Genomic DNA, 24981 nt, shown 5'->3' with positions numbered 1-24981 from the left:
TCTAAACCCACGTCAACCAAAGAACTTTGCCTCCCAAACCAACTACTCGTTGATCGCTTAGCGGCTGCAAATATACACCCTCTTTTTTCTTAACCACAAGCTTTTGTTCAACTATTTTTTAAAATAAATTTCATCCCCCGGTAAGCCTTTGAACGCTCGGGAGTTAACAAAGGATTATTTTTTATTAATCTATGTGTGCTTTTGTAATAAAAGGCATCAATGATGCCCGCGTTAGGGATTGGAGCGGTAGCTCCCAATGGAACATCGTGGAATTGGGACTACAAGCGTAAAGCCCGGCCCCCGAGCAAAGCGAGGGGGAACGCCCAAAAAAAACTTGAGAAATAACAACAAACTACCTACCGGCTGTCCATTTATTGGTAAGCTCATGGAAATTAAAATCCAGTACACTGGGTTGGGGCTCTAATATTTTAGATTGAAAAGAGCGCTGAAGGATATCTTCTATTAAATAGTCTTCCTGATTGGATTCTGGATGGTACTCTTCTTTTAATGATATATCGAATAAACTGGCCGTGGAATTATACCAGAAAGCGCGCCAACCACTCTTTAGCTCTTTGATAAGCTCGAAAGCCGTCTCGCCAGTTTGTCTATGAATGAGCTTCACTAATATTTGACCCTCGGTGCGGGTCAATTTTTTAAGTTCAGCCGAAAATTGATCATCGATATAATTTTGTACTATTTTAGTATACCTCTTTCTATCTCGTTTGGATTTAATTTGATCCAATCTGGATTCCAGCTCCAATAACCTTTCTGAGGCCAATTTTGCATAGGGATATACTTTTCTGGTTTTTCTCCTTAATATAAGGTAACGCCTTCTCGCCTGATCTGAACCAAACTTAAGCCTTCCTAAAATAAGCACCTCATCTAAATCTATCGTTTCCCGAACAATAGTATCCCCCATCACAATAAAGTATTCTCTTTGAACAGTGTCTTGCTGAATAGTGTCCTGCTCTGGAACATTGATTTGGCTCCATGCATTCAACAGAAGAAAAAAGAAAATATATGTTAGCTTAAATTTCAATCTTTTTAATTTTGGATACCATTTACTAAAACCATTCCAAATTTACAATTATTGCCCTTGTAGAAAATTTTATTCTTATTAAATTCGTGCTAAATATTAGGTATACAAGCTCTTTTTAGCTTATACTAGGATTATTACTAATTTCCCATACTTTGGAAAAGTAGTAAATCAAAAAACAATTAAAATATACTATGACAAAGAAAGATCTGCTTGACAAAAAATCGATGGAATTCCTCGAAAAGTACCTAAATAATGCCTCCCCTACAGGTTACGAATGGGAAGGACAGAAAATTTGGATGGATTATTTGAAACCCTATGTAGATGAATTTATAACCGATACTTATGGAACTGCCGTTGGGGTAATTAATCCGAAAGCAAAATTTAAGGTTGTGATAGAGGGTCATGCCGATGAAATTTCATGGTATGTAAACTACATATCTGATGAAGGTCTTATATATGTAATAAGAAATGGAGGAAGCGACCATCAAATAGCTCCTTCTAAAAGGGTAAATATCCATACAAAAAATGGCATTGTTCAAGGAGTATTTGGATGGCCTGCTATACACACTCGAAATAAAGAAAAAGAAGAAACTCCTAAATTAGATAATATCACTATAGATGTGGGATGTTCCACAAAAACCGAGGTAGAAGAATTAGGAGTTCATGTAGGCTGTGTAATTACGTATCCTGATGAATTCTTTATTCTGAATGACAACAAATTTGTTTGTCGGGCATTGGATAATAGGATTGGCGGATTTATGATCTCTCAAGTTGCACGTTTATTAAAAGAGAACAAGAAAAAATTGCCTTTTGGATTATACATCACCAATTCTGTACAAGAAGAAATAGGATTGCGCGGAGCAGAAATGATCACTCAGCGTATCAAACCAAATGTGGCTATTGTGACCGATGTTACGCATGATACGACTACGCCCATGATTGATAAGAAAACCAATGGATACGCTAAAATTGGAGCTGGACCTGTGATCTCCTATGCTCCTGCGATTCAAAACAAACTAAGGGAATTAATAATAGATACGGCAGAGAAAAAGGACATTCCTTTTCAAAGAAATGCTTCTTCTCGCGCAACTGGGACAGATACTGATGCATTTGCATACAGTAATGGTGGTGTGGCATCTGCTTTAATATCTCTCCCGCTACGATATATGCACACGACAGTAGAAATGGTTCATAAGGACGATGTGGAAAATGTTATTAAGTTGATCTATGAGAGTTTGCTTAATATTAAAGATGGGGATACTTTTAGTTATTTTGACTAGGAACTACCAGTTCTCCAAAATAATTATAATCTGTTTGCTTCCAATCCTTTTATATTTATAATAAAAAAGGAAATGACCTTAACTCCCAATGAAGTAAGCGGATTATTGAATGATCCCCAACAAGCTGCTAGTATTGCAAACCTTATCTATGTATCTGAATCTAACCTTAGCGTTTTACGAAAAAAGAGAGGTCGAGGCTATACCTATAATAGAAATGGAAAGAAAATCTTAGCCGGCCGAGAATTAGATAGATACAAAAGCTTAGTTATTCCACCAGCATGGAGAGACGTTAGAATATCCCATCTTGAAAATGGACATCTACAGGCAGTAGGCTTAGATGAGAAAAGCAGAAAACAGTATATGTATCACCCAACGTGGTCTGAATTACGGAATAAAACCAAATTCCTTAAAATGATCACTTTTGGAAATGCCTTACCCAAGATCAGAAAAAAGGTGGAGGAAGACCTCGAACACCCAAAAATGAACGAGCGTAAAATCTTAGCATTAATTATCCGATTAATGGAAGAAACACATATAAGAATTGGAAATGAATATTATGCAGCCAAAAACAAGACATATGGCCTATCTACATTAAGAACAAAACATGTTAAGATTGCAAAGGGTAAACTGAAATTTGAATTTGTTGGTAAGAAAGGAAAGGAACATTCAGTCCCTGTTTCCGACAAAAAGTTGATAAAGCTAATAAATCAATGTGAGGAAATTCCAGGATGGGAACTATTTAAATTCTATGATGAAGATGGCCAGAAACAAACTGTAGACAGTTCTATGATAAACAAATATATCCAAGACTTAAGCGGATCGAGTTTTACTGCCAAAGATTTTAGAACCTGGGCGGCTTCAAAGATATACTTTGAAACACTTCATGAAATCGGGTATAAAGAGAAGGAGAAAGAAAATGCAAAAGCCATTTTAGCAGCTATTGATGCTGCAGCAGAAGGATTGGGCAACACCAGAGCAGTTTGCAGAAGCTATTATGTACACCCGTTTATTACCAAAAATTATGAGAACGGATCTATTGTTCCATATTTCAATAAAATAAAAGAGGAAGAATCTGAAAATTCCTCCTCTTTATCGAGTTCAGAAAAAGTAATGCTGGAAATGATAAGCGACTATGAAATTGAGTTGGATGGTGACCAATAGAAATATATAACTTTTAATGGCATACTTTTAGCAAACAGTGAGTCTGAAGTTATTTATATATGCGAGCATTAATCTACTTATTTTTATTAATATCCCCTTTTATGCAATCTCAAGAGCTTAGTCTAATATGGGCTGAAGAATTTGATGGAAAAAAGATCGATACCGATATTTGGAATTTCGAGAAAGGTTTGGGGCATAATAATGAAGAGCAATACTATACTTCCAGAGCTAAAAATATTCAAATTAAAAAAGGTCTTTTAGTTATTGAAGCAAGAAAAGAAAATTATAAGGGTTCTAAATATACTTCGGCTAGAATAACTACTGTTGATAAAAAGCTTTTTAAATATGGCAGAATCCAAATAAGAGCAAAATTACCCACAGGTAATGGAACGTGGCCGGCAATATGGATGCTGGGAGAAAACAGATATCGGGACGGATATCCTGCTTGTGGGGAAATTGATATCATGGAACATGTTGGAAAATCCCCAACAGAGATACATGGAGCTATCCACTATCCGGAATTGGATAACAAAAAATTGAATTCTTCAGCAAAGAGTTTTAAAATACCCTATTCTGAAGATGGTTTTCATACTTATACTATTGAATGGGACGAAAAAAGCATCAATTACTTTATAGATGATGAGCCATTCCATTACTTTAAAATTGAAGACGCCGAGAGGGAAGGAAGGGATAATATCTTTCAAAAACCATTTTATCTTATCATAAATTTAGCTCTTGGAGGAAAATGGGCCCGAGAAATAGATAATACCATTTTTCCAGCCCGTTTTTATATCGATTATGTTAGATATTATAAATAGACAAAGAAATCTACCTCTTTCTGTGCTTTAGGCATTCCAAAACATTGCTTTCTATACGCGCTTCAATATTTGAAAGATCTGCCTTTTCGAAAGGAAATCCTGTGATCTTTTCGTATAATTCTATATACCTCTCTGAAACTGTTGCTATATAAGCATCGCTCATTTCTGGAACTGTTTGGCCTTCCAAGCCCTGAAAGTTATTTTGAATAAGCCATTGCCTTACAAATTCCTTCGATAATTGCTTTTGGATTTCTCCTTTATCTTGTCGCTCTTCATATCCTTCCGCATAAAAATAACGAGAAGAATCTGGGGTATGGATTTCATCTATCAATACGATTTCTCCATCTGCGGTTTTTCCAAATTCGTATTTGGTATCTACTAAAATTAAACCATGAGAAGTGGCAATTTCGCTTCCTCTTTGAAAGAGTTTTCTGGTATAATCTTCAAGAAGTTCATAATCTTCCTTCGAAACAATATTGCGCTTTATAATAGCTTCTCTAGAAATGTCCTCATCATGATCCCCCATTTCGGCTTTTGTAGCGGGAGTGATGATGGGATTAGGGAATTTATCATTCTCCATCATTCCTTCTGGCATAGGAACTCCGCATAGCATGCGTTTCCCGACTTTGTATTCTCTGGCTGCATGCCCGGATAAATAACCGCGTATTACCATTTCTACTTTTAAAGGCTCACATTTTTTTCCCACAGCCACATTTGGATCTGGAGTTGCCTCCAACCAATTGGGAACAATATCTTGTGTGGCAACCATCATTTGGGTGGCAATCTGATTTAAGATCTGACCTTTAAAAGGGATTCCTTTTGGCATAACCACATCAAAAGCAGAAAGCCTATCGGTTGCAATCATCACCAATAGGTCGTTTTCTAAATAATATACTTCTCTAACCTTTCCTTTATAAACTTGCGTTTGTCCTGGAAATTTGAAATTCGTTTCTATTATAGTATTTTTCATGAATTTTACAAAACCTCAACAAGGAGATCACTTTATTGTTTTATTGTATAAAATTGAATTGAGTTTACTTCTAAAATTAGTTATTCGGCGTGCTCAATCTTCTTGTATGCTGCTATGATGCTTTTAACCAGCTTATGCCTTACCACATCTTTATCATCTAAATAGACCATTCCAATTCCTTTGGTATCTTTAAGTACTAGCAATGCTTCTTTTAAACCCGAAACTGTTCTTCTTGGAAGATCTATTTGTCCTGGATCACCGGTTATCATGAATTTTGCATTTTTTCCCATTCTGGTGAGGAACATCTTCATTTGAGCATGGGTCGTATTTTGTCCTTCGTCCAAGATCACAAAGGCATCATCTAAAGTTCGCCCACGCATAAATGCCAAGGGAGCTATCTGAATAATTCCTTTTTCTATAAATATCTCCAGTTTTTCATGTGGAATCATGTCCCTAAGCGCATCATAAAGCGGTTGCATGTATGGATCCAATTTCTCTTTTAGATCTCCCGGCAAGAACCCCAAATTTTCCCCTGCTTCAACAGCAGGTCTAGTTAAAATGATGCGTTTCACCTGCTTTTCCTTGAGCGCCTTTACAGCAAGGGCAACTCCGGTATAGGTTTTTCCTGTACCTGCGGGACCAATAGCAAAGATCATATCGTTCTTTATGGCCAGCTCCACCAACTTTCGTTGATTGGCCGTTTTGGCCTTTATAAGCTTGCCTCCTACTCCGTGCACCAAGGTTTGCCCGCTCTCTGTGGACGTTGAATAATCTTCTCTCCCATTACTGGAAAGCACACGCTCTATCACGTTTTCATCTAGCGTGTTGTACTTTCCAAAATGATCCATTAACATGGTAAACCGCCTATCAAACTCCTCCAGCATATCCTCATCCCCATAAACCATAATCTTGCTGCCACGAGCAACAATCTTTAATTTTGGGTAATACTTTTTAAGGAGTTCAATGTGTTCATTTTGTTGTCCAAAAAATTCTCTTGGACTAATTTCGGAAAGTTCGATGATGAGTTCGTTCAAAAGCAGTAGGTTTAAATTTAAATTTTAAATTATTTTTTCAGTTTTATTATAGTGACAATGTAAGATTTTACTTGAAGGAAATTGTCAATTTTTATATAAATTTCTTCAAGATTTGGATGAAATAAATTTATCTTCGCCTGTATTACAAATTTACAATAAATAACAAGCTACACCTTTAAAAAAACTTCAATAATTGTCTATGGCCATCATAACTTTAACGACAGATTTTGGGGAAAAAGATCACTTTGTAGGAGCTGTTAAAGGAACCATCTACTCCGAAATGGATGATGTTCATATTGTTGATATTTCGCACTCCATCTCCCCTTTTCATATTACCGAGGCGGCCTATATTATAAAAAATGCCTATACATGTTTTCCAAAGGGCAGTATTCATATTATCGGGATAGATTCAGAATTAACCCCGGAAAATAAGCATGTAGCGATTTTACTGGACGATCATTATTTTATATGTGCAAATAATGGGATCCTTTCTTTGATCGCTTCAGAAATCAAGCCTGAAAAGATTGTGGAGATCAACATTCACAATATTGTAGAGACAAATTTTCCTGTACTGGATGTGTTTGTGAGAGTAGCTTGCCATATTGCTCGTGGTGGAACGCTGGAGGTAATAGGGAAATCTATTGAAAACATTAAATATCTAAAAGAGATCGAGCCGTATATTAATTCTGAAAATAATCAGATCATTGGCCATGTTCTTTATATAGACAACTATGGGAATGTAGTGACGAACATCACCCGAAAGATATTCGAGAATATTGGCAAAGGCCGAAAATTCAAAATAACGGCACGAACAGCCAAATTTTCTAATGTGTACAAAACGTATAGCGATGCGATAGAATTTAACCAGGATAAAGATAAGCGCGAAGAAGACGGAAAGAAACTTGCCATTTTTAATTCTGGGGGCTATATAGAACTTGCCATTTATAAAAGTAATCCCAGCACAGTGGGAAGTGCCTCTACGCTATTTGGGTTGGAGTTAAGGGACACCGTAACTTTAAAATTTGAATCTTAAATGTTTGTACGAATAGTGAAAATGGGCTTTCAACCAGATAAAGTTGAAACTTTTTTAAATGATTTTGAAGCAATAAAATCCAAAGTTAGAGGATTTGAAGGTTGTCTTTTTTTAGAACTATACAGGGACAAAAGCAATACAAATCAGTTTTTCACGTATAGTTATTGGGAAAATGAACAGGCTTTGGAAAATTATAGAAATTCTGAGTTGTTTAAAGGAGTTTGGGAAAACACCAAGCAATATTTCAATCAGAAACCAGAAGCTTGGAGTGTGGATAAATTAGTGAGTTTAGAGTAAAAACAATCATATTGGTAGCGATCCTTAATAAAGAAATACGGTCTTTTTTTTCTACCCCAACCGGCTATTTGGTGGTGGGAATATTTTTAACGCTATGTAGTCTATTTTTGTTCGTCTTTTCTGGGTCTTATAATATTTTGGATAACGGCTTTGCCGATCTAAAACCCTTTTTCGACCTCGCGCCTTGGATCTTTATCTTCCTTATCCCTGCAATCACCATGAAAAGCTTTGCTGAAGAAACCAGACAAGGCACTATGGAACTTTTGCTCACCAAACCCGTTAGTATCTGGAACCTTGTTTTAGGAAAATATTTTGGAGCTTTGCTGGTATCTTTTATTGCATTACTTCCTTCCCTATTTTATGTATTTACAATATATGCGTTAGGAGACCCCTTGGGAAATATAGACATTGGAGCCACCTTAGGTTCTTACTTAGGACTGGTTCTAGTTGCAGCTTCCTACACTTCAATCGGCATATTTTCTTCGGCAGTATCCAGTAATCAGATCACAGCATTTATAATTTCGGTTTTTCTTTGTTTCGTTCTATTCTTTGCCTTTGATGGTATAACCGATTTTAAATTGTTTGGAGATTCCGATTATGGAATAGAATATTTGGGAATGAGCTATCATTATAAAAGCATGAGTCGCGGAGTGCTGGATACCAGGGACCTTATCTATTTTTTGAGTTTGATCCTTCTCTTTCTTTCGTTCACTTATTTCAAGATGCATTCAACTAAAATTAAAGCCTAGCCCTTGAAAAATTCAACAAAATATAAAGGGCTGTTTATCGTGATCTTAGGACTGCTGTTGATTAATATTATCGCATCCAAAGTTCATTCCAGGTTCGATCTTACTCAGGATAGCAGATACACCCTCTCTGTCGCGGCAAAAAACATTATAGATAAAATTGAATCGCCTATAATAATCGATGTGTTTTTAAAAGGCACATTCCCACCGGAATTTAGAAGGTTACAAAATGAAACCCGGCAATTCCTAGAAGAGATGGCCGCCTATAATTCCAATGTAAAATTCAACTTTATAGACCCTTTAGCTGAAGGTGATGATGCAAATGCTGTTGCTCAGGAATTTTTTGAATTGGGAATGACCCCTGCGCGGATTAGCGTTATGGAAAACGGAAAAGCCAGCGAATCTATTATTTTTCCTTGGGCGATCGCTAATTTCAACAACAAAACCGTAAAGATTCCATTGCTTAAAAATAAGTTGGGAACAACCGATGAGGAGCGTATAAACAACTCGGTACAGCAACTGGAATATTCCTTTGCAGATGCCATAGGGCAATTGGTACAGCCCAAAAAGAAGAAGATCGCCATCATGCGGGGGAATGGAGAATTGGGAGATGCCTATATCGCGGACTTCATTAAAACCATTGGACAGTATTATTTTGTAGCACCATTTACCTTGGATTCTGTTGCTAACTATCCCAATAAAACCCTGGAAGACCTTAAAGAATTCGATCTTATCATTGAAGCAAAACCCACACTGGCATATTCAGAAAAAGAAAAATTTGTCTTGGATCAATATCTTATGAATGGGGGTAAATCTTTATGGTTGGTAGAACAAACCGCTATGGAAAACGATAGTTTGTTCAATCCAAGTGGAAGTGCTTTTGCATTGCCGAGAGATCTCAATTTAAACGATTTTTTCTTTTCCTATGGTTTACGGATCAACCCTGCCTTGGTGAACGATATTTATTCGGCACCCATCGTACTGGCAAGCGGCAGTGGAAACGACACCCAGTTTTCTCCTTATCCTTGGTTCTACAGCCCGCTCACTACTTCGCCAAATGCGCATCCAATCATCAATAATATAGAAGCGGTAAAATTTGAGTGGGCAAATCCCATAGATATTCTAGGCAATAATATTAAAAAGACCGTGCTACTTTCCAGTTCTCCCCAATCCAAGATAGAAGGAACTCCTAAAGGGATTAGCCTGAATTTACTTAATATCCGTCCAGATCTTTCCACTTATACCGCAGGGGAATTACCAATGGCTGTTTTATTGGAAGGAAATTTCAAATCGGTGTACAAAAACAGGGTGAAACCTTTCGCTCTGGATAATGCCTTGGATGATGGAAAATCAACTAAAATGATCGTGATCTCCGATGGGGATGTTATAAAAAACCAGCTTCAAAAAGGGCAGCCTTTAGAATTAGGGTTCGATCGGTTTACTGGAAACACTTATGGCAACAAGGAATTTCTACTGAATGCCGTAAATTACCTTTTAGACGATTCAGGATTAATAGCCATTAGATCCAAAGAAATAAGCATTGCTTTTCTGGATACAGAAAAGACCGCCCAAGAGCGTGAAAAATGGCAAATATTGAACCTTGCAATTCCGTTACTGTTATTGGGGATGGGCGCTTTTATCTATACTTACTTCAGAAAAAGGCGCTATATAAAAAAGTAGGCTTTTCGTTCATAAATATAAGCCAAGATTAAATATTAACAATATCCCAGGCAATATTTTCAATAAGCCTTTAATTTCAAGGGGTTTATAGAAATAATTTCATTTTTTATGTTAATAAAATATCACTTATTACACTTCGGTTTTTAAAGGATTAAGATATATTTGTATTGATTAAATAACTGTTAGATCCATGAAATTTATAGTATCCAGTACGTATTTATTGAAACAGCTTCAAATATTAGGAGGCGTTATCAACAATAACAACACCCTTCCAATCTTAGATAATTTTTTGTTCGAATTAAAGAAGGATGAATTAACGGTTTCAGCTTCAGATTTGGAGACTACCATGTCGGCTAAATTGAAAGTAGAATCAGATTCTGAAGGTGCTATCGCTGTTCCTGCAAGATTGTTATTGGAAACCCTGAAAACGTTCCCAGAACAGCCACTTACTTTTGTAGTAGAGGATAACAACACCATAGAATTAAGTTCCAACCACGGGAAATATGCTTTGGCATATGCCAATGGTGAAGAATTTCCAAATGCGGTGGAATTGAGCGATCCTAGCAGTACCATCATCCAAGGAGATGTATTGGCCATGGCAATAAGCAAGACCATTTTCGCATCTGGAAACGATGATCTTAGACCCGTAATGAGCGGCGTGTTCTTTCAGTTCTCTACAGAAGGTTTAACATTTGTTGCGACAGATGCCCATAAATTGGTAAAATATTCCAGGGAAGATGTAACGGCTTCTCAGGCAGCAGAATTCATCATGCCTAAAAAACCCTTGAATCTTTTAAAAGGGATTTTAGCAGGAAGTGAGACCGATGTACTTATTGAGTACAACGAGTCCAATGCTAAATTCATTTTTGAAGACACGCAGTTGATCTGTAGATTGATCGATGGGAAATATCCAAATTACGAAGCGGTAATCCCAAAAGAGAATCCTAATAAATTGGTTATAGATAGAAGTCAGTTTTTAAGTTCTGTGAGAAGGGTTTCTATTTTCTCCAACAAAACCACCCACCAAGTTCGTTTAAAGATTGCTGGTGCCGAGTTGAACATTTCAGCAGAAGATATAGATTACAGCAATAAGGCCGAAGAGCGTTTAACCTGTTCTTACCAAGGTGATGACATGCAAATTGGGTTTAACTCCCGTTTCTTAACAGAGATGTTGAACAACCTGAACGCTAATGAAGTTCAGTTGGAAATGAGCTTACCAAACCGTGCCGGAATCCTAACTCCGGTAGATGGATTGGACGAGGGCGAAAAGATCACGATGTTGGTAATGCCGGTGATGTTGAATAATTAAGACTTTTCCCTACTCTTGGGAAATTGATATAGTTTAAAAAAGGGCGGGAACTTTAATAAGTTCCCGCTATTTGCTGTTAAACGATGTTGGCATTAGTATCTTTTAATCAACGAGTGTTTCTCTTATTACGTCCTTTAATTTTCTTATTTCAGCACTGGTCAATTTATCAAAGGTTTTAATAATCCGTGATTTGTCAATTGTCCGTATTTGATCAATCGCCATCATTCCTTTTTTTCCGTTCGATTTAATTGAAATCCTAGTTGGATATTTGTTGGGATTTGTTGTCATTGGAACCACAACAATAGTTTTTAAATATTTATTAAGTTCATTTGGAGAAATTATCACGCAATGACGAGTTTTTTTAATTTCACAACCAATTGTCGGATCAAGATTTACGAGAATTATAGAATATTGTTTTAAATCCATTCATCAAAATTTTCGTCCTCAAAAACGTCATTCATTAAAAGTTGATCGTCTCCAATTTCAGCCATTTTTTTGAACTGATCTTCCCAGTTTTTTCTAGGAGATTCTATTGGTCTTAGGATAATTTGACCTTTTTCAAGAATAAGCTCAACTTTGTCTTTAATATGATATTTTTCAAGGATCGTTTTGCTCAAGCGCAACCCTTTTGAATTTCCGATTTGTATAATTGATGTTTCCATAACCCTAAATTTTGTACATACAAAGTTATTACTTTTTCTTAGATAACAAAATTTAATTTTGAGTTCGGATTGTATTAATGCCAACAGTCTTGGTTAACGCAAGTGGTGTGGAATGGGGACGCTCCCGAGCTATCGGGATTGTCGGCTTTGTTGTTTGTTATTTGTGTCTAAAATAGCACTTTTCACTTGATTGCTCGCTATTTGCTGTTAATCGATGTTGGGCTTTCGTACTTTTATCTAATATCTTTTTTTATTTTTTTTGGATTTTGTCTTGTATCGAAAATTGTAATTATTTCAATTTCTTTATTAGAATTAGATATTCTGTAATAAAAGGTTGTTTGTTTTGTGACAACACATTTAAAGAGTCCTTTTAAATCAGTGGATTTCGGACAACTTTCTGGTTGTGAAGATATTTGTTTGATTCTTTTAGATAACTTTTCTATAAAATTATCTCTTACTTTTTTACTCCAGTTTTCTAAAAGAAATTCGTTAAGTTCTAAAAGTTTTGATTCGGCAAGTGCTGATAAAAAAACTTTCATTAAGAAATTTTCTTTAAAAATGAATCGTATGAAACTTTGTTACCTTGATCAAGTTCTTGAATTCCTTGTTTAATTTCGTTCTGTTCAGCAAGGCTTAACTCATTCCAAAAATCAATTTTTTCTTTATTAATAAAATCCGCAACTCTTTGAATAAATTCATTATTATCTATATCCAAGATAGCTTTTACTAATTCAATTTTTGTGGTTTTAATATCCATTTCTATTTCTTTAATTCAAAGATACAAAATAAGATTTCAAATTTTTTAAAGTATGAAGCCCAACTTATTTTAACGCCTCCTTCCTATTTACCGGGTTCCTGAAAAGAGTTCGATACTTACTGGAAGTGGAGGCCGGTAGTTCTATTTTATAAACTCAATAGAAAGGGGATATGTTGGAATCTCCCCATTGCTTACTTTAATAGCATTTAAAATCGGAAAAACTATAGCTACAATTCCAATCCCTATCAATAGAATAACCCCTAACCCGAATAAAAAGATCAACGGAATAGAGATGATGGAATAGATAAAAATACTGATCTGGAAATTAAGGATCATTTTTCCATGGGCATCCATCCCAAAAACCTTGTCTTTTTGGGTGAGCCAAATTACCAAAGGCACTATAAAACCCCCTATTCCGGTAACTAGATCCAATAACTGACTTAAATGTGTTAATACCAATAATTGATTGTCTTCTCTCATGATGTTTGTTTGAATGATGATGTACTTTATAAGTGTTGCTTTTCTTCATTATGTTACACTGCTACAATTTAGTAAAATCTCTTTTCTTTAGTATCTTTGCCGCATGATTTTAAATGATACTATTGTAGCCTTGGCTACTCCCTCTGGCGCAGGTGCAATTGCAGTAATACGGGTTTCCGGACCACGGGCTATAGAAATTGTTGCCCCCTTGTTTGTATCTAAAACCAATAAAAATTTAAGGGAGCAGGCAGCGCACACGCTTCATTTGGGGAATATCGTTGATGGAAAACGAATTATAGATGAAGTTTTGGTGTCTATATTTCATGGGCCAAAGAGCTACACGGGAGAACACACTCTCGAAATTTCTTGCCATGGAAGCCAATATATCCAGCAAGAGATCATTCAATTATTGATTAGGAAAGGCTGTAGATCTGCTGAAGCAGGGGAATTTACCTTGAGAGCCTTCTTAAATGGGAAAATGGACCTAAGCCAGGCCGAAGCCGTAGCCGATCTTATTTCTTCTGAAAACGCTGCCTCCCACCAATTGGCAATGCAACAAATGAGGGGAGGTTTCTCTAATGAAATCCAAAAGCTTCGCCAAGAGTTGTTGAATTTTGCTTCACTTATAGAATTGGAACTGGATTTTGCCGAAGAAGATGTGGAGTTTGCCAATAGGGATGAATTTCAAAATTTGGTGACCCGCATTCAACAAGTGCTAAAAAAACTGATTGATTCCTTTGCCGTTGGAAATGTGCTGAAAAATGGAATCCCAGTGGCGATTGTTGGCGAACCAAATGTGGGAAAATCCACCTTGTTAAACGCGTTGCTGAATGAGGAAAGAGCCATCGTTTCGGACATTGCAGGAACTACCAGGGATTCTATTGAAGATGAAATTAGCATTGGCGGGATTGGTTTTAGGTTTATAGATACTGCCGGGATTAGGGAGACCAAGGATATCATTGAAGGATTGGGCATTAAAAAAACCTTTGAAAAGATCAGTCAGGCACAAGTGGTGATATATTTGTTCGACGTTTCAAAACTAAGTCATGCCGAACTTGTTTCAGCATCTCAAAAGACCCTGAAATCTCCCGAAGCTTCGGGACAGGGTGACGCTACTTTTCCAGATAGAATTACAATAGAGATCACAAAAATCCGCAACCAGTTTCCTCAAAAACCTTTGTTAGTTATTATAAATAAAGTAGACATATTAGATGCTGTGGCACAAGATAAGTTGAAAAAGGAACTGGAAATCATCTCGAGCGGGATCGAGAAATCCCAATATTTATTGCTTTCAGCAAAAACAGGCCTTGGGGTTGAAGAATTGCGACAAAAACTATTAAAATTCGTGAATACCGGGGAATTAAGAAATAACAACACTATTGTTACCAACAGCAGGCATTACAATGCACTTTTAAGTGCCTTGGAAGAAATCAACAAAGTGCAACAAGGCTTAAATGATAATCTCTCCGGCGACCTTATGGCGATAGACATTAGGCAAGCTTTGTACCATTTTGGGGAAATAACAGGCGAAATTACCAATGATGACCTTTTAGGTAATATCTTTGCTAATTTTTGTATTGGCAAATAGACAGTCATTTTTTTTGATTTCATTTAATAACCAAGAACCTCGGGGCAAGCCCACGAGGTATGCATTGGAAAATATTTTTAAAAATTCAAGGCAAGCCTCGGGGAATTAAACCCTCAATGAGGGATTAAATAACTTTAAATCAAATATATAAAAACCGCTATTTCCTTTTCTTTTCTTCTTTAGGTTAAATATCCCAGTATTTTTACGCCTCATTTACATCTTTTTAATAATGATAATACTTAATCAATTCAAAAGGTTTTATCATTATGTCTTCATTAGAAACAGGAAAGTTTAGTTTTACACAAGATATTAATCTGTTGGCGCATTGTAATGCACTTTATTGTAAGGTTTAGGTAAATTTGAGGTATATCAGGTCGAACTAGTGCTATATATTGCACTATTAAGTATTGGAAAATTGAAATAAATTATTAAATAACGTATAAATTAACTTAAACAGAGATAAATAGTTTACAACTTTCCATCCATTTTTTTACGGATGGTAGAAAATGCAATGCTCATTTGGTTTTCCACGGTTTTGATGGATACATTGAGATACACTGCTATTTCCACATACGTGAGCCCCTCCCTTTTACTCAATAAAAAGGTTTCTTTGCATCTAGGGGGCAATTGTTCTATTTCTTTTTCAACCAAAAGCATTAAACGATCCAACTCTTCACTCTTTTCTTCATATAATGGATTGATACTCTCATAGTACTTTTTTTCCATCTTGTTAATGGAAATTTCCTTTCGATATTGGTTTGCAAATTCATTATAGACCGCTTTATAAAGAAAACTTTTTAAAGAAAAGCCTTGTTTTAGTTTACTGCGTTGTTCCCAGATCCTTATGAACACATTTTGAACAATGTCTTCTGCTTTAAAGGTATTTCTAGAAAGCCCAAAAGCATAGTTAGATAAAGGCTTATAGTAAGTTTTCACAATAAATGCATAAGCATTTTCATTGCCTTTTTTAAGGTCTTTAATGAGCTTACGGCTTGTGTAAAAAACTTTTTTCAAGGGTGCAAATTGAATTAGATTTCATGTAAACATATAAATTTTTTTATGATTTTTTAGGGGTAAAGCAAATTGACTTTTGTATTGATAGTGAGACTAAGCTAAAAAACACCAAAAATGAATATTGAGCCCTTAATTATTAAATTTCTTTCTAATGGCACTTTTGATATTTCAAACGAAGAACTGGAGTATTTGGGGACTTGGATTGAAAATCCTAAAAACGAATCCATTTTTTTAGAGTATGTTAAAATAAATGCTGCTATAGAAAAACACATGCACAGCCATGATTTGGAAAATGCACAGCAAAAAATCAGAAGTTTGATAAAACTAAATAAAAAGCGGCACTCTAAAAGAAAGGTAAAAAAAATCATAACCTTTACTCTAGCCGCATCTATCTTATTAATGGTAGGACTTAATGTTTTTTTGAATCAAGAAATGGAATCGCCCTTTGCTGACCCCATTATTGAAAACACTATTATCCAAACAGGTACGGATAAAGCAACCTTAACCTTAGCAGATGGTTCTGAAATTTTCCTGAAAAAAGGAGAAAAATATATAGCCGATGGCCTATCAAGTAATGGACAAGATCTGGTCTATGATACAGAAATAAAAAGTGAAGATATCACCCATAATATTTTGACTATCCCCAAAGGCGGACAATTTCATGTTGTATTATCTGATAGTACAGAGGTTTGGCTAAACTCGGACTCCCAAATAAAATACCCTATGGCGTTTATAGGTGGAAAAACTAGACAAGTAGAGTTGATTTACGGTGAAGCCTATTTTGATGTGTCCCCAAACACCAAGCATAATGGCGCAACATTTAAGGTTATTTCAAAAAATCAAGAAGTTGAAGTTTTGGGAACGGAGTTTAATGTAAAAGCATATTCAGATGAAAATAGCATCTATACTACCTTGGTTGAAGGTAAGGTCGCTGTTGATTTTGGTTTTGAGAAGGAAACATTGATCCCAAATCAACAATCCATTATAAATATTGCTACTAAAAAGGTAACTGTTGATTTTGTTGATGTATATAATGAAACCTCATGGAAAAACGGAATTTTTAGCTTTAAAAGTAAATCTTTAAAAGATATTATGAAAGTACTGTCCCGATGGTATGACGTCGAAGTTGTTTTTTTAAGTAAAGATCTTGAAGAAGTAAAATTTATTGGATTATTAAGTAAAAACCAAAACATTGAAGATATTCTATTAACCATAAAAAACACCAATTTTATAAATGCCTATGAAATAAAAAACAACACCATAATTCTAAAATAAAAAATAAAAGGGAACGAAGTTTACACCGTTCAAAGTACCACTATCCCTCCCTTTTTTGAGTATTAATCAATTGTCTAAACAACTAACATGCAAATTTATGAAAATTAAATTAACCAAAGTTCTTTTCTGTCATGGAAAAAAACTCTTAACCACCATCATGAAAACCTTTATTTTCTTGTTCTGTACAACAATTTTTAGCTTTTCGCCAAATAATATGTTATCGCAAAACACGAAAATTATAATAGATATGGATAAAACCCTGAGCGTCGATGAAGTTTTTGATTTAATTAAAAACCAGACCGATTACACATTTATCTATCAAGAGGATTTATTTAAAAACGCACCAAAAGTACATCTTAAAAAAGGGGTGGTGAAGGCGAAAAAGCTGCTTGAAGAAAGTCTTGATTATGGAAATTTCAACTTTAGCCTGTCCGATAAAAATACGATTATTTTAGAGAAAACAATCGAAGATGTTACTGTTGAACCTCAACAACCAGTTACGGGCAATATTAAAGATAACAATGGATTGCCCTTACCGGGTGTTAATGTTATAATTAAGGGAACCAATAGAGGTGTTACCAGTAATTTTGAAGGAAATTATTCCATAGAGGCAAGCAGTACCGATGTGTTGGTTTTTTCTTATCTTGGCTATGCCACCCAGCAGGTTACTATTGATAATCAGGTAACTTTAAACATCGTCCTGCAGCCCAACGCAGATGAGTTGAACGAAGTTATCATTACGGCCATTGGTACCAAGCAATTTGTTGACGAATCTGGGTCAACCAGCTCCATCGTTAAAACCGAAAGCATTGTAAAGTCGGGAGAAGTAGGAGTCATCAATGCCTTGGCAGGTAAGGCTTCCGGTGTAAGGATTGGCAAATCCAATGGCGACCCGGGCTCGGGATCTGCCATACAAATTAGGGGAACCAATACCATTCAAGGTGCCAGCCAACCTTTAATCATCATGGACGGCATTCCAGTGAGCAATGATAATATAGGAGATGTTACTATCAGCCAGCAATCCAGGTTGGATGATATCAATGCCAAGGACATCGAATCTGTCCAAGTGTTAAAAGGCGCTTCTGCAGCGGCGCTATGGGGCTCACGTGCCGCCAATGGAGTTATTGTCATTACCACCAAAAATGGAAGTTTGGGACGTAAACCCACCGTGCAATATTCATTTACACAATCGTTTGACGACATAAACGTAAGAACACCTTTACAAAATAAATTTGGACAAGGACGAGACGGCGTATGGCAAATCAGTAGGGCTGAATCTTGGGGAGACAAGATTGCCGACCGAGCAGGAGGTGCCGATGAAGTAAATGAAACAGGGCAATATTTCCTTTCAAACAACACCGGGAATATATATTATCCCGTAACCACGAAAAACTCCAGGGAAACCTTTGTTGATAGTAATTATGATCAGGTTTTTCAAACAGGTGTGTTTGCACAGCATAATATATCGGTAAGTGGCGGCGGTGAGAAGGCATCGTATTTTTTCAGTTATGAAAACCTTGTTCAAGAAGGGATCATCAAAAATTTCGATTATAAACGCCAAAATTTAAGACTAAACACACAAACAGAACTTACCAAGTGGTTGAGTTGGAGCAATAGAATATCCTATACCAATACAGACTCCAACAGGATCATACAAGCGGGGGAGAATACAAATGGTATTTTGCTTGGCCTTTTGCGCACATCTCCAGATTTTGACATTTCGGATTACAAAGGCACTTATGTGGCGGCCAATGGCGATGTTTTTCCAAACAGGCAGCGATCGTACCGGAGACCCTTTGGAGAATCTGAAAATCCCGTGTACAACAACCCTTTGTGGACCATTAACGAGCAAAAATCACCCAATGAGGTCAATCGGTTTATTATCAATCCAGAACTAACAATCGATCCGGTCAATTGGCTAAAAGTCATTTTAAGGGGTGGTCTTGATTATTATTCAGATTCCAGAGGTTCCTTTTTTCCGGTAAGTTCAGCTAGTGGCGCAAGAAGTGCCGGCTTATGGACGCAAACAGATATTACAAGTCGGGAACTTAATTTTGACGGTATTGCCATAGCAACACAAAATATTAATAAGAACGTGGAAGTAACGGCAACCTTAGGATTGAATTTTAATGACAGGCAGCGATTTTCCAATACGAATACCCTTAGTCCATTTGCGGTAAATGCAAGTCTTCCAACACCCGATCTTAATCCGGACCAAGCCGCTTCGTCCTGGAACAGATTTATACAGAAAATACGTTCCAATAGAGGGTATGGTATTTTAGGGTTCAATTTATTCGATCAACTGTTTGTTAATGTTTCCGGAGCCTTGGAAGCCTCTTCTACCATAAAAGGGAGTTTCTTTTATCCATCGGCGGATTTGGCTTGGCAGTTTAGCGATTTGATCGAATCGGAAACCTTAAGTTTTGGTAAGTTGCGATTTGCATGGGGAAAAGTAGGGATACAGCCTGCACCATATAAATTCACCACCTTGGCAACAACTGGTTTTTCAACCTTTGGGGGTAGTTTTTTGGTTGATTCAGAAAAAGGGAATTCAAATCTGCAACCCGAAATAAAAACCGAATGGGAAGTAGGAACGGATTTAAGGTTTTTTAACAACCGGATAAGTTTGGGGCTAACCTACTATAACAACGAAACAAAGGACATCCTTTTTGCCGTGAATACAAATCCAAGTTCCGGGTTCAATACAAATTATACCAACGCCGCCGTGATAGAGAATAAAGGCTTTGAAATTGACCTGAACGGTAAAATAATAGATGACCAAGATCTTCAGGTTTCACTCAATGCCAATTTTAACAACAATAAAAACAAAGTAGTGGATATTGCAGGGGCAGAAACCGTTGATATTGGTGGTACTTCCAAGGCGGTTAAAGGATTTCCCATGAGTTCCTTCTACCTTCCGGGAACACTCCGTAACGACGATGGCAGTTTGGCACTGGATGCGAGAGGGTTTCCTCAATTGGACGCTAACGGTCGGGTCATTGGTGATCCCAATCCAGATTGGCGCGGTGGTTTGGGTATGGACCTGAGATGGAAAGGACTTGATTTTAGCTTCCTATTTGAACATTCACAAGGGGGCGAATTCATCAATAGGACTAGGGTAGTACTTAATGGTTTCGGAATGTCTGAAGAAGTTGGGAACGAAGTAACACTTACCGAAGATTTAACCAATATTAATGGTACTGTTTTTACCGCAGGGACTACCGTTCGGGGCAATATACAAGATTTTGGAGGCGGAAACGTGCTGCTTGACGAGCTGTACTATCGCGGTATTGGTGGCGGATTGGGATTCAACAAGCTTAATGATCTTTATATTGAAGATGCCACATGGACCAAACTGCGTAACGTAACCTTGGGATATACGCTTAAAGGGCTTAAATTATCCTCTAAGCTCTCGCTAGAATCTTTAAGGATTTCGGTTACCGGTAGAGATCTTATCCTTTGGACAGACCTTGTTGGCGTTGACCCCGAAACCAATAACTACGGGGTCAGTAATGCGTTTGGGATGAATTATTTCAATAATCCGGGGACACGGTCCATATTGTTTAATCTTCAAGCTAATTTTTAAACCTTAAACTATGAAATCTATATATATAAAATACGTATTTGTTTTTACAACCATACTTTTAAGTAGTTGTGAGAGCATGGTTGAAAACTTAAATGACAATCCAAACCAACTAACGCTCGACGCCATAGACCCGGGCTTATTTCTCAATGGAGCGGAAATTGCGAACATAAATATCCATTTAGGTTCAACAGTAAGTGGTCAAAGAGGTGCTTTAAACAGAATCGGCGCATATTATTCTGGTCAGTTAGTTGGTTTTGAGCAAGTTGATTATGAATGGTATCAATATAATGTTACGAATAGGACCTTTAATTGGGACGGCTATCAGAGCGTGATTACACCCCTGCGCGAAATGCGTGGCAGAACAACCGAAAATCCGCTTTACCAAGGCATTTCAAAAATATTGGAAGCACATCTTATGGGAACTTATGCCTCTCTATTTGGCGACATTCCCTATGCAGAAGCCGTAAGCGATGTTGAAGAGCCTAAATTTGATGACCAACGTGCTATTTTTGATGCCTTGCAGATATTGCTGCAGGACGCTATCGTTGATCTTGAAAACGCCAGTGGGAGCGTTATTATAGAAGATTTTATTTTTGACGGCAACCGTATAAAATGGTTGGAGTCCGCATGGACCCTTAAAGCGCGGTATTATATGCACACCAAGCAGTACGACTTAGCATATGCCGCGGCACAAAATGGGATTTCATCCAATGGAAACAGTATGATGTTTAACCCATTGGATATTCCCGGTGAAAACACCACTAAAAACAAATTTTACATCGTGTTGTCAGGCGGTCCCAATACCGGTACGGGAAACAGTTATTTGATTCAACTATTGGATAACGCAAGTGGTATCTCACGCAATAATGCCAAAACCGATGAAACAGCACGTTTGGGTTATTACACCATTGATCCAAGCAGTCCTAATGCCAATTTGGGCATCGCACATGAACTGGAGCCGCAACCGCTCATTACCTATCAGGAAAACCTCCTTATCCTTGCCGAAGCAGGAGCGCGTACGCAAAGTTTTGCAACGGGTTTAGTACATTTAAACGGACTCCGCTCTTTTTTGAATACTGGGGCTTTTTTGAATTCCAATTTTTCGACAGAACCATATTCGTATGACGCCTATGTGGCTTCAGATTTTGATGCCGGTGGTATGGAAAATATGGATAATATAAATCCGGACAGGGCTTTATTGAGAGAGATAATTGAGGAACGCTACATTTCAGGATTTACGACCTTAATGCCTTTTGATGATGCAAGGCGGTTGAAAAAAAGCGATATGGACGTTGCCGTGCCGTTTCCTTTAAATGTCCCAACCGCTACTCAAAATGTGGAACGGTTTTTATATCCCGAAGATGAAATACTATCAAATCTAATGGCACCGGTTGATCCAGGTTTGTATTCGGCTACAGAAGTAAATCAATAATTAAAAAATTAGATCACCCAAAAAAATGCGTAAGGATTTATTTATTCAAGTATTTTTTAGAAAAGGTATGATTTTTTGTTTGCTCTGTGTCACTGCCCTTTTTCAAGTGCAGTGTTCTAGCAGTGAAAAAATAATGAAATCATCCGATAAGGAAAATGGAATATCGGTAAAACAAAATACCTTTGATGATAGCTGGCTGGAAACCGTCAACGGCAACATGCCCTTGGTCATAAGTGCTCCCCATGGGGGCACCATTTCCCCAGAAGGAATTAAGGACAGGGATTGTGGTACAAAGGAAATGGACAACAATACAGCTCAACTCGCACTTGAAATTGAAAATGCATTCAAGACTTCTGAAAAGAAACCTTATCTAATTATTGCCAAATTGGCAAGGAACAAGATAGACTTTAACCGAGACCTGGAAGAAGCGACATGTGGAAACCCCCAAATGGAATATACGTGGAAACAATACCACAAGTATATTGAAGAGGCCATCGATGCAGCCATAAAAAAATTTGGATATGCCATGTATATCGATCTGCATGGACAAAGTCATCCAGTAAAACGATTGGAACTGGGCTATTTTTTAAGCACGACAGCGCTTAGGGAAGTGCAAGAAAGCACAGAGATGAATTCGGAAGTGGGCGCAAAAACATCCGTCAAAAATTTGTTGAAAAACAACAACCAACTAACCCTTAAGGAGTTGTTGATGGGCGAAAATGCTTTTGGCACCCTGATGGAAAAATCTGGTTTCCCTGCAGTTCCAAGCCTTGGTGATCCTTATCCAAAACAGGGTGAGCCCTACTTTAATGGCGGGTACAATACCCGTAGATATACCTCTTCCGATTATCCAAAGGTTTTCGGTATGCAAATAGAGGCCAATTTTCAAGGCGTTCGGGACAGTGAGGAAAACCGTAAAAAATTTTCCAAAGCGTTTGCCCAATCGGTGACCAGTTATCTGGACTTTATAGAACCCAAATGGGATTATTAGGCCATTGCCATTTGATTATTGATCGGAATAAAATAATAACTATGGCGGGACATTAAGTTCTCATAGTATATGAATTCCAAGCGATATGGTTCAAATCAAATTAAAATCAATAAACTATTAAAAGGCTGTCCTTGTTAATTGAATACAATTTAATGAATGTACATTCTTCCATTATGGGTTTGGAAAAGACATTTACTAAGATTATTTGAGTTAGTACAATATATTCATTAATAAAGGGCAGCTTTTAAAAAAGACTTATGAAACTTCCATAACAAGAATTCGATACCCAAGGAGATGATTATATGGAAGCTACATGTGACCATTGAACAACAATAAAATAAACACATGAAACTGAAACAAAAAACATTAGAGCAATATTTTCAAGGATTCAGGGAACATATCATCGGGATAGATACAACAATTGAAACGCCTTACGGCACGAAACCCCTTGTATATGCCGATTGGATAGCCACCGGAAGATTGTACAAGCCCATAGAAACGATATTGCAAAACCGTATAGGGCCCATGGTAGGCAATACCCATTCTGAAGCCAGCCATACAGGCCGGTTAATGACCTCCATATACCATGATGCCCATCAAGTCATCAAAAAACATGTCAATGCTTCCCCAGAGGATGTAATCATTACATCCGATTCCGGTATGACCGGTGTTTTATGCAAATTTCAACGCATATTGGGGCTGAAAATCCCTGAAAAGTATGCTGACCAAATCCAAATTCCTGAAGAAGACAGGCCAGTGGTTTTTTTAACCCACATGGAGCACCATTCCAACCAGACCACTTGGCTGGAAACTATTGCTGATGTTGTAGTTTTGGAACCCTCTGAAAACTTATTTGTTGATGCCAATATTTTAAAAAAGGAATTGGATAAATATAAAAACCGAAAAATAAAAATTGGTTCGTTTACCGCCTGTTCCAATGTTACGGGCATCGGATCCAACTATCATGAATTGGCTGAAATAATGCATAAAAATGACGGATTATGCTTTGTGGATTTTGCCGCTTCGGCACCTTATATGACTATGGATATGCACCCACAGAATGAGGCCCAACACTTGGATGCCATATTTTTTTCCCCCCATAAATTTTTGGGTGGCCCGGGCAGTGCGGGCGTACTTATCTTTAATAAATCCTTATATAAAAACCGAATTCCCGATCATCCCGGTGGAGGCACCGTAACCTGGACCAATCCTTGGGGCGAGCACCATTATTTTGACAATATAGAAGTGCGGGAAGATGGTGGTACACCTGGGTTTTTGCAGGCCATAAAAGCAAGTTTGGCAATTAAGTTGAAGGAAAAAATGACGGTCGATAAAATTCGCGTTCGCGAAAATGAACTGGTTAAGGAATGTTTTGGGAAATTATCAAACATGTCGGGCTTACATTTACTGGCCAAGGATGTCAGATACAGATTGGGCGCCTTTTCATTTTATTTTGAAAACATCCATTATAATTTAGCGGTTAAATTATTGAACGATAGATTTGGTATTCAAGTAAGGGGAGGCTGTTCGTGTGCAGGCACTTATGGGCATTTATTATTGGAAGTTACCAAAGAGCAATCCAAACAGATCACCGACAAAATTGATCATGGCGACCTCTCATATAAACCGGGTTGGGTACGTTTATCGCTCCACCCCACCATGACCAATAAGGAATTGCGGTATATTTTGGAGGCCATCCAGCAACTAATCAAACATCGGGTAGCATGGAGCAAAGACTATACGTATTCAGAAATAACGAATGAGTTTTATCACAAAGACGAAACAAAATATCAAATAAACACGGCAAGCTTTTTCGAAGTATGATTGCT

Annotated in this window: 23 protein-coding genes; 14 read left to right on the top strand and 9 right to left on the bottom strand. The window is 37.2% G+C overall.

Going from position 1 to position 24981, the window contains the following annotated elements:
* Positions 1–352: 352 nt before the first annotated feature.
* A complete protein-coding gene (locus JM83_RS13130; RefSeq protein ID WP_409994697.1) occupies positions 353–1039 on the bottom strand; it encodes a DUF4294 domain-containing protein in 687 nt (228 codons plus the stop codon).
* Between the two features lie 191 nt (positions 1040–1230).
* Here JM83_RS13130 and JM83_RS13125 point away from each other — a divergent pair, with 191 nt between their 5' ends.
* From JM83_RS13125 to JM83_RS13115, 3 genes are all read left to right on the top strand, one after another.
* Positions 1231–2319 (top strand): M42 family metallopeptidase, encoded by a 1089-nt coding sequence (locus tag JM83_RS13125; protein ID WP_144962638.1) that lies wholly within the window; start codon positions 1231–1233, stop codon positions 2317–2319.
* Between the two features lie 72 nt (positions 2320–2391).
* Complete coding sequence (locus JM83_RS13120; RefSeq protein ID WP_186434997.1) at positions 2392–3480, top strand: DNA topoisomerase IB; 1089 nt, start codon at positions 2392–2394, stop codon at positions 3478–3480.
* Positions 3481–3581: 101 nt separating this feature from the next.
* The gene (locus tag JM83_RS13115; RefSeq protein ID WP_261376464.1) at positions 3582–4298 is read left to right on the top strand and encodes a glycoside hydrolase family 16 protein; all 717 of its coding nucleotides are present in this window, start codon (positions 3582–3584) and stop codon (positions 4296–4298) included.
* 10 nt (positions 4299–4308) lie between these two features.
* Here JM83_RS13115 and JM83_RS13110 read toward each other — a convergent pair whose 3' ends face one another.
* Positions 4309–5268 carry a phosphoribosylaminoimidazolesuccinocarboxamide synthase gene (locus JM83_RS13110; protein ID WP_144962636.1) on the bottom strand — a complete coding sequence of 320 codons (960 nt, stop codon included), beginning with the start codon at positions 5266–5268 and terminating at the stop codon, positions 4309–4311.
* Positions 5269–5348: 80 nt separating this feature from the next.
* Positions 5349–6302, bottom strand: coding sequence for a PhoH family protein (locus JM83_RS13105; RefSeq protein WP_144962635.1), 954 nt, complete (start codon positions 6300–6302; stop codon positions 5349–5351).
* Between the two features lie 199 nt (positions 6303–6501).
* Between JM83_RS13105 and JM83_RS13100 the strand changes: the two genes are divergently transcribed.
* The 5 genes from JM83_RS13100 (at position 6502) to dnaN (ending at position 11367) form a co-directional block, all read left to right on the top strand.
* On the top strand, positions 6502–7335 hold the full coding sequence (locus JM83_RS13100; RefSeq protein WP_144962634.1) for an S-adenosyl-l-methionine hydroxide adenosyltransferase family protein: 834 nt from the start codon (positions 6502–6504) through the stop codon (positions 7333–7335).
* Positions 7336–7632: a putative quinol monooxygenase gene (locus JM83_RS13095; protein WP_144962632.1), complete on the top strand. Its 297-nt coding sequence runs from the start codon at positions 7336–7338 to the stop codon at positions 7630–7632.
* Between the two features lie 11 nt (positions 7633–7643).
* Positions 7644–8381, top strand: coding sequence for a gliding motility-associated ABC transporter permease subunit GldF (gene gldF / locus JM83_RS19500; protein ID WP_144962631.1), 738 nt, complete (start codon positions 7644–7646; stop codon positions 8379–8381).
* 3 nt (positions 8382–8384) lie between these two features.
* Positions 8385–10058, top strand: coding sequence for a gliding motility-associated ABC transporter substrate-binding protein GldG (gene gldG / locus JM83_RS13085; protein WP_144962629.1), 1674 nt, complete (start codon positions 8385–8387; stop codon positions 10056–10058).
* 190 nt (positions 10059–10248) lie between these two features.
* Positions 10249–11367 (top strand): DNA polymerase III subunit beta, encoded by a 1119-nt coding sequence (gene dnaN, locus JM83_RS13080; protein ID WP_144962627.1) that lies wholly within the window; start codon positions 10249–10251, stop codon positions 11365–11367.
* A gap of 102 nt (positions 11368–11469) precedes the next feature.
* Here the strand turns inward: dnaN and JM83_RS13075 are convergent, their stop codons facing one another.
* From JM83_RS13075 to JM83_RS13055, 5 genes are all read right to left on the bottom strand, one after another.
* Complete coding sequence (locus JM83_RS13075) at positions 11470–11793, bottom strand: type II toxin-antitoxin system PemK/MazF family toxin (protein WP_144962625.1); 324 nt, start codon at positions 11791–11793, stop codon at positions 11470–11472.
* Positions 11784–12029 carry an AbrB/MazE/SpoVT family DNA-binding domain-containing protein gene (locus JM83_RS13070; protein WP_144962623.1) on the bottom strand — a complete coding sequence of 82 codons (246 nt, stop codon included), beginning with the start codon at positions 12027–12029 and terminating at the stop codon, positions 11784–11786. Before JM83_RS13070 ends, JM83_RS13075 begins: the two co-directional genes overlap by 10 nt.
* A 233-nt stretch (positions 12030–12262) precedes the next feature.
* A complete protein-coding gene (locus JM83_RS13065) occupies positions 12263–12568 on the bottom strand; it encodes a type II toxin-antitoxin system RelE/ParE family toxin (protein ID WP_144962621.1) in 306 nt (101 codons plus the stop codon).
* The gene (locus JM83_RS13060; protein WP_144962619.1) at positions 12568–12786 is read right to left on the bottom strand and encodes a hypothetical protein; all 219 of its coding nucleotides are present in this window, start codon (positions 12784–12786) and stop codon (positions 12568–12570) included. Before JM83_RS13060 ends, JM83_RS13065 begins: the two co-directional genes overlap by 1 nt.
* Before the next feature lie 141 nt (positions 12787–12927).
* Positions 12928–13266: a DUF4870 domain-containing protein gene (locus tag JM83_RS13055; protein WP_144962617.1), complete on the bottom strand. Its 339-nt coding sequence runs from the start codon at positions 13264–13266 to the stop codon at positions 12928–12930.
* A gap of 103 nt (positions 13267–13369) precedes the next feature.
* Here JM83_RS13055 and mnmE point away from each other — a divergent pair, with 103 nt between their 5' ends.
* Positions 13370–14854 carry a tRNA uridine-5-carboxymethylaminomethyl(34) synthesis GTPase MnmE gene (mnmE, locus tag JM83_RS13050; protein WP_144962615.1) on the top strand — a complete coding sequence of 495 codons (1485 nt, stop codon included), beginning with the start codon at positions 13370–13372 and terminating at the stop codon, positions 14852–14854.
* Between the two features lie 468 nt (positions 14855–15322).
* On the opposite strand, the gene JM83_RS13045 is transcribed toward mnmE, so the two are convergent.
* Positions 15323–15868, bottom strand: coding sequence for an RNA polymerase sigma factor (locus tag JM83_RS13045; protein WP_144962613.1), 546 nt, complete (start codon positions 15866–15868; stop codon positions 15323–15325).
* A 114-nt stretch (positions 15869–15982) separates the two neighbouring features.
* Between JM83_RS13045 and JM83_RS13040 the strand changes: the two genes are divergently transcribed.
* The 5 genes from JM83_RS13040 (at position 15983) to JM83_RS13020 (ending at position 24976) form a co-directional block, all read left to right on the top strand.
* A complete protein-coding gene (locus tag JM83_RS13040) occupies positions 15983–17143 on the top strand; it encodes a FecR family protein (RefSeq protein ID WP_144962612.1) in 1161 nt (386 codons plus the stop codon).
* A gap of 97 nt (positions 17144–17240) precedes the next feature.
* Positions 17241–20729 (top strand): SusC/RagA family TonB-linked outer membrane protein, encoded by a 3489-nt coding sequence (locus tag JM83_RS13035; protein WP_144962610.1) that lies wholly within the window; start codon positions 17241–17243, stop codon positions 20727–20729.
* A gap of 10 nt (positions 20730–20739) precedes the next feature.
* On the top strand, positions 20740–22161 hold the full coding sequence (locus JM83_RS13030) for a SusD/RagB family nutrient-binding outer membrane lipoprotein (protein WP_144962608.1): 1422 nt from the start codon (positions 20740–20742) through the stop codon (positions 22159–22161).
* 133 nt (positions 22162–22294) lie between these two features.
* Positions 22295–23152, top strand: coding sequence for an N-formylglutamate amidohydrolase (locus JM83_RS13025; protein WP_144962606.1), 858 nt, complete (start codon positions 22295–22297; stop codon positions 23150–23152).
* Between the two features lie 345 nt (positions 23153–23497).
* Positions 23498–24976: an aminotransferase class V-fold PLP-dependent enzyme gene (locus JM83_RS13020; RefSeq protein ID WP_144962603.1), complete on the top strand. Its 1479-nt coding sequence runs from the start codon at positions 23498–23500 to the stop codon at positions 24974–24976.
* The last annotated feature ends 5 nt before the right edge of the window (positions 24977–24981 follow it).

The organism is Gillisia sp. Hel_I_86, assembly GCF_007827275.1.
GTDB lineage: Bacteria > Bacteroidota > Bacteroidia > Flavobacteriales > Flavobacteriaceae > Gillisia.
Note: the sequence above shows the minus strand (reverse complement) of the source record. Positions and strands in the feature narration are given on the sequence as shown.

What these genes read in the sequence shown, in the direction of transcription:
- JM83_RS13125 (WP_144962638.1), top strand. Translation starts at nt 1,231, where the DNA reads ATGACAAAGAAAGATCTGCTTGACAAAAAATCGATGGAATTCCTCGAA.
- JM83_RS13120 (WP_186434997.1), top strand. Translation starts at nt 2,392, where the DNA reads ATGACCTTAACTCCCAATGAAGTAAGCGGATTATTGAATGATCCCCAA.
- JM83_RS13115 (WP_261376464.1), top strand. Translation starts at nt 3,582, where the DNA reads ATGCAATCTCAAGAGCTTAGTCTAATATGGGCTGAAGAATTTGATGGA.
- JM83_RS13110 (WP_144962636.1), bottom strand. Translation starts at nt 5,268, where the DNA reads ATGAAAAATACTATAATAGAAACGAATTTCAAATTTCCAGGACAAACG.
- JM83_RS13100 (WP_144962634.1), top strand. Translation starts at nt 6,502, where the DNA reads ATGGCCATCATAACTTTAACGACAGATTTTGGGGAAAAAGATCACTTT.
- JM83_RS13095 (WP_144962632.1), top strand. Translation starts at nt 7,336, where the DNA reads ATGTTTGTACGAATAGTGAAAATGGGCTTTCAACCAGATAAAGTTGAA.
- dnaN (WP_144962627.1), top strand. Translation starts at nt 10,249, where the DNA reads ATGAAATTTATAGTATCCAGTACGTATTTATTGAAACAGCTTCAAATA.
- JM83_RS13075 (WP_144962625.1), bottom strand. Translation starts at nt 11,793, where the DNA reads ATGGATTTAAAACAATATTCTATAATTCTCGTAAATCTTGATCCGACA.
- JM83_RS13070 (WP_144962623.1), bottom strand. Translation starts at nt 12,029, where the DNA reads ATGGAAACATCAATTATACAAATCGGAAATTCAAAAGGGTTGCGCTTG.
- JM83_RS13065 (WP_144962621.1), bottom strand. Translation starts at nt 12,568, where the DNA reads ATGAAAGTTTTTTTATCAGCACTTGCCGAATCAAAACTTTTAGAACTT.
- JM83_RS13060 (WP_144962619.1), bottom strand. Translation starts at nt 12,786, where the DNA reads ATGGATATTAAAACCACAAAAATTGAATTAGTAAAAGCTATCTTGGAT.
- JM83_RS13055 (WP_144962617.1), bottom strand. Translation starts at nt 13,266, where the DNA reads ATGAGAGAAGACAATCAATTATTGGTATTAACACATTTAAGTCAGTTA.
- mnmE (WP_144962615.1), top strand. Translation starts at nt 13,370, where the DNA reads ATGATTTTAAATGATACTATTGTAGCCTTGGCTACTCCCTCTGGCGCA.
- JM83_RS13040 (WP_144962612.1), top strand. Translation starts at nt 15,983, where the DNA reads ATGAATATTGAGCCCTTAATTATTAAATTTCTTTCTAATGGCACTTTT.
- JM83_RS13035 (WP_144962610.1), top strand. Translation starts at nt 17,241, where the DNA reads ATGAAAATTAAATTAACCAAAGTTCTTTTCTGTCATGGAAAAAAACTC.
- JM83_RS13030 (WP_144962608.1), top strand. Translation starts at nt 20,740, where the DNA reads ATGAAATCTATATATATAAAATACGTATTTGTTTTTACAACCATACTT.
- JM83_RS13025 (WP_144962606.1), top strand. Translation starts at nt 22,295, where the DNA reads ATGAAATCATCCGATAAGGAAAATGGAATATCGGTAAAACAAAATACC.
- JM83_RS13020 (WP_144962603.1), top strand. Translation starts at nt 23,498, where the DNA reads ATGAAACTGAAACAAAAAACATTAGAGCAATATTTTCAAGGATTCAGG.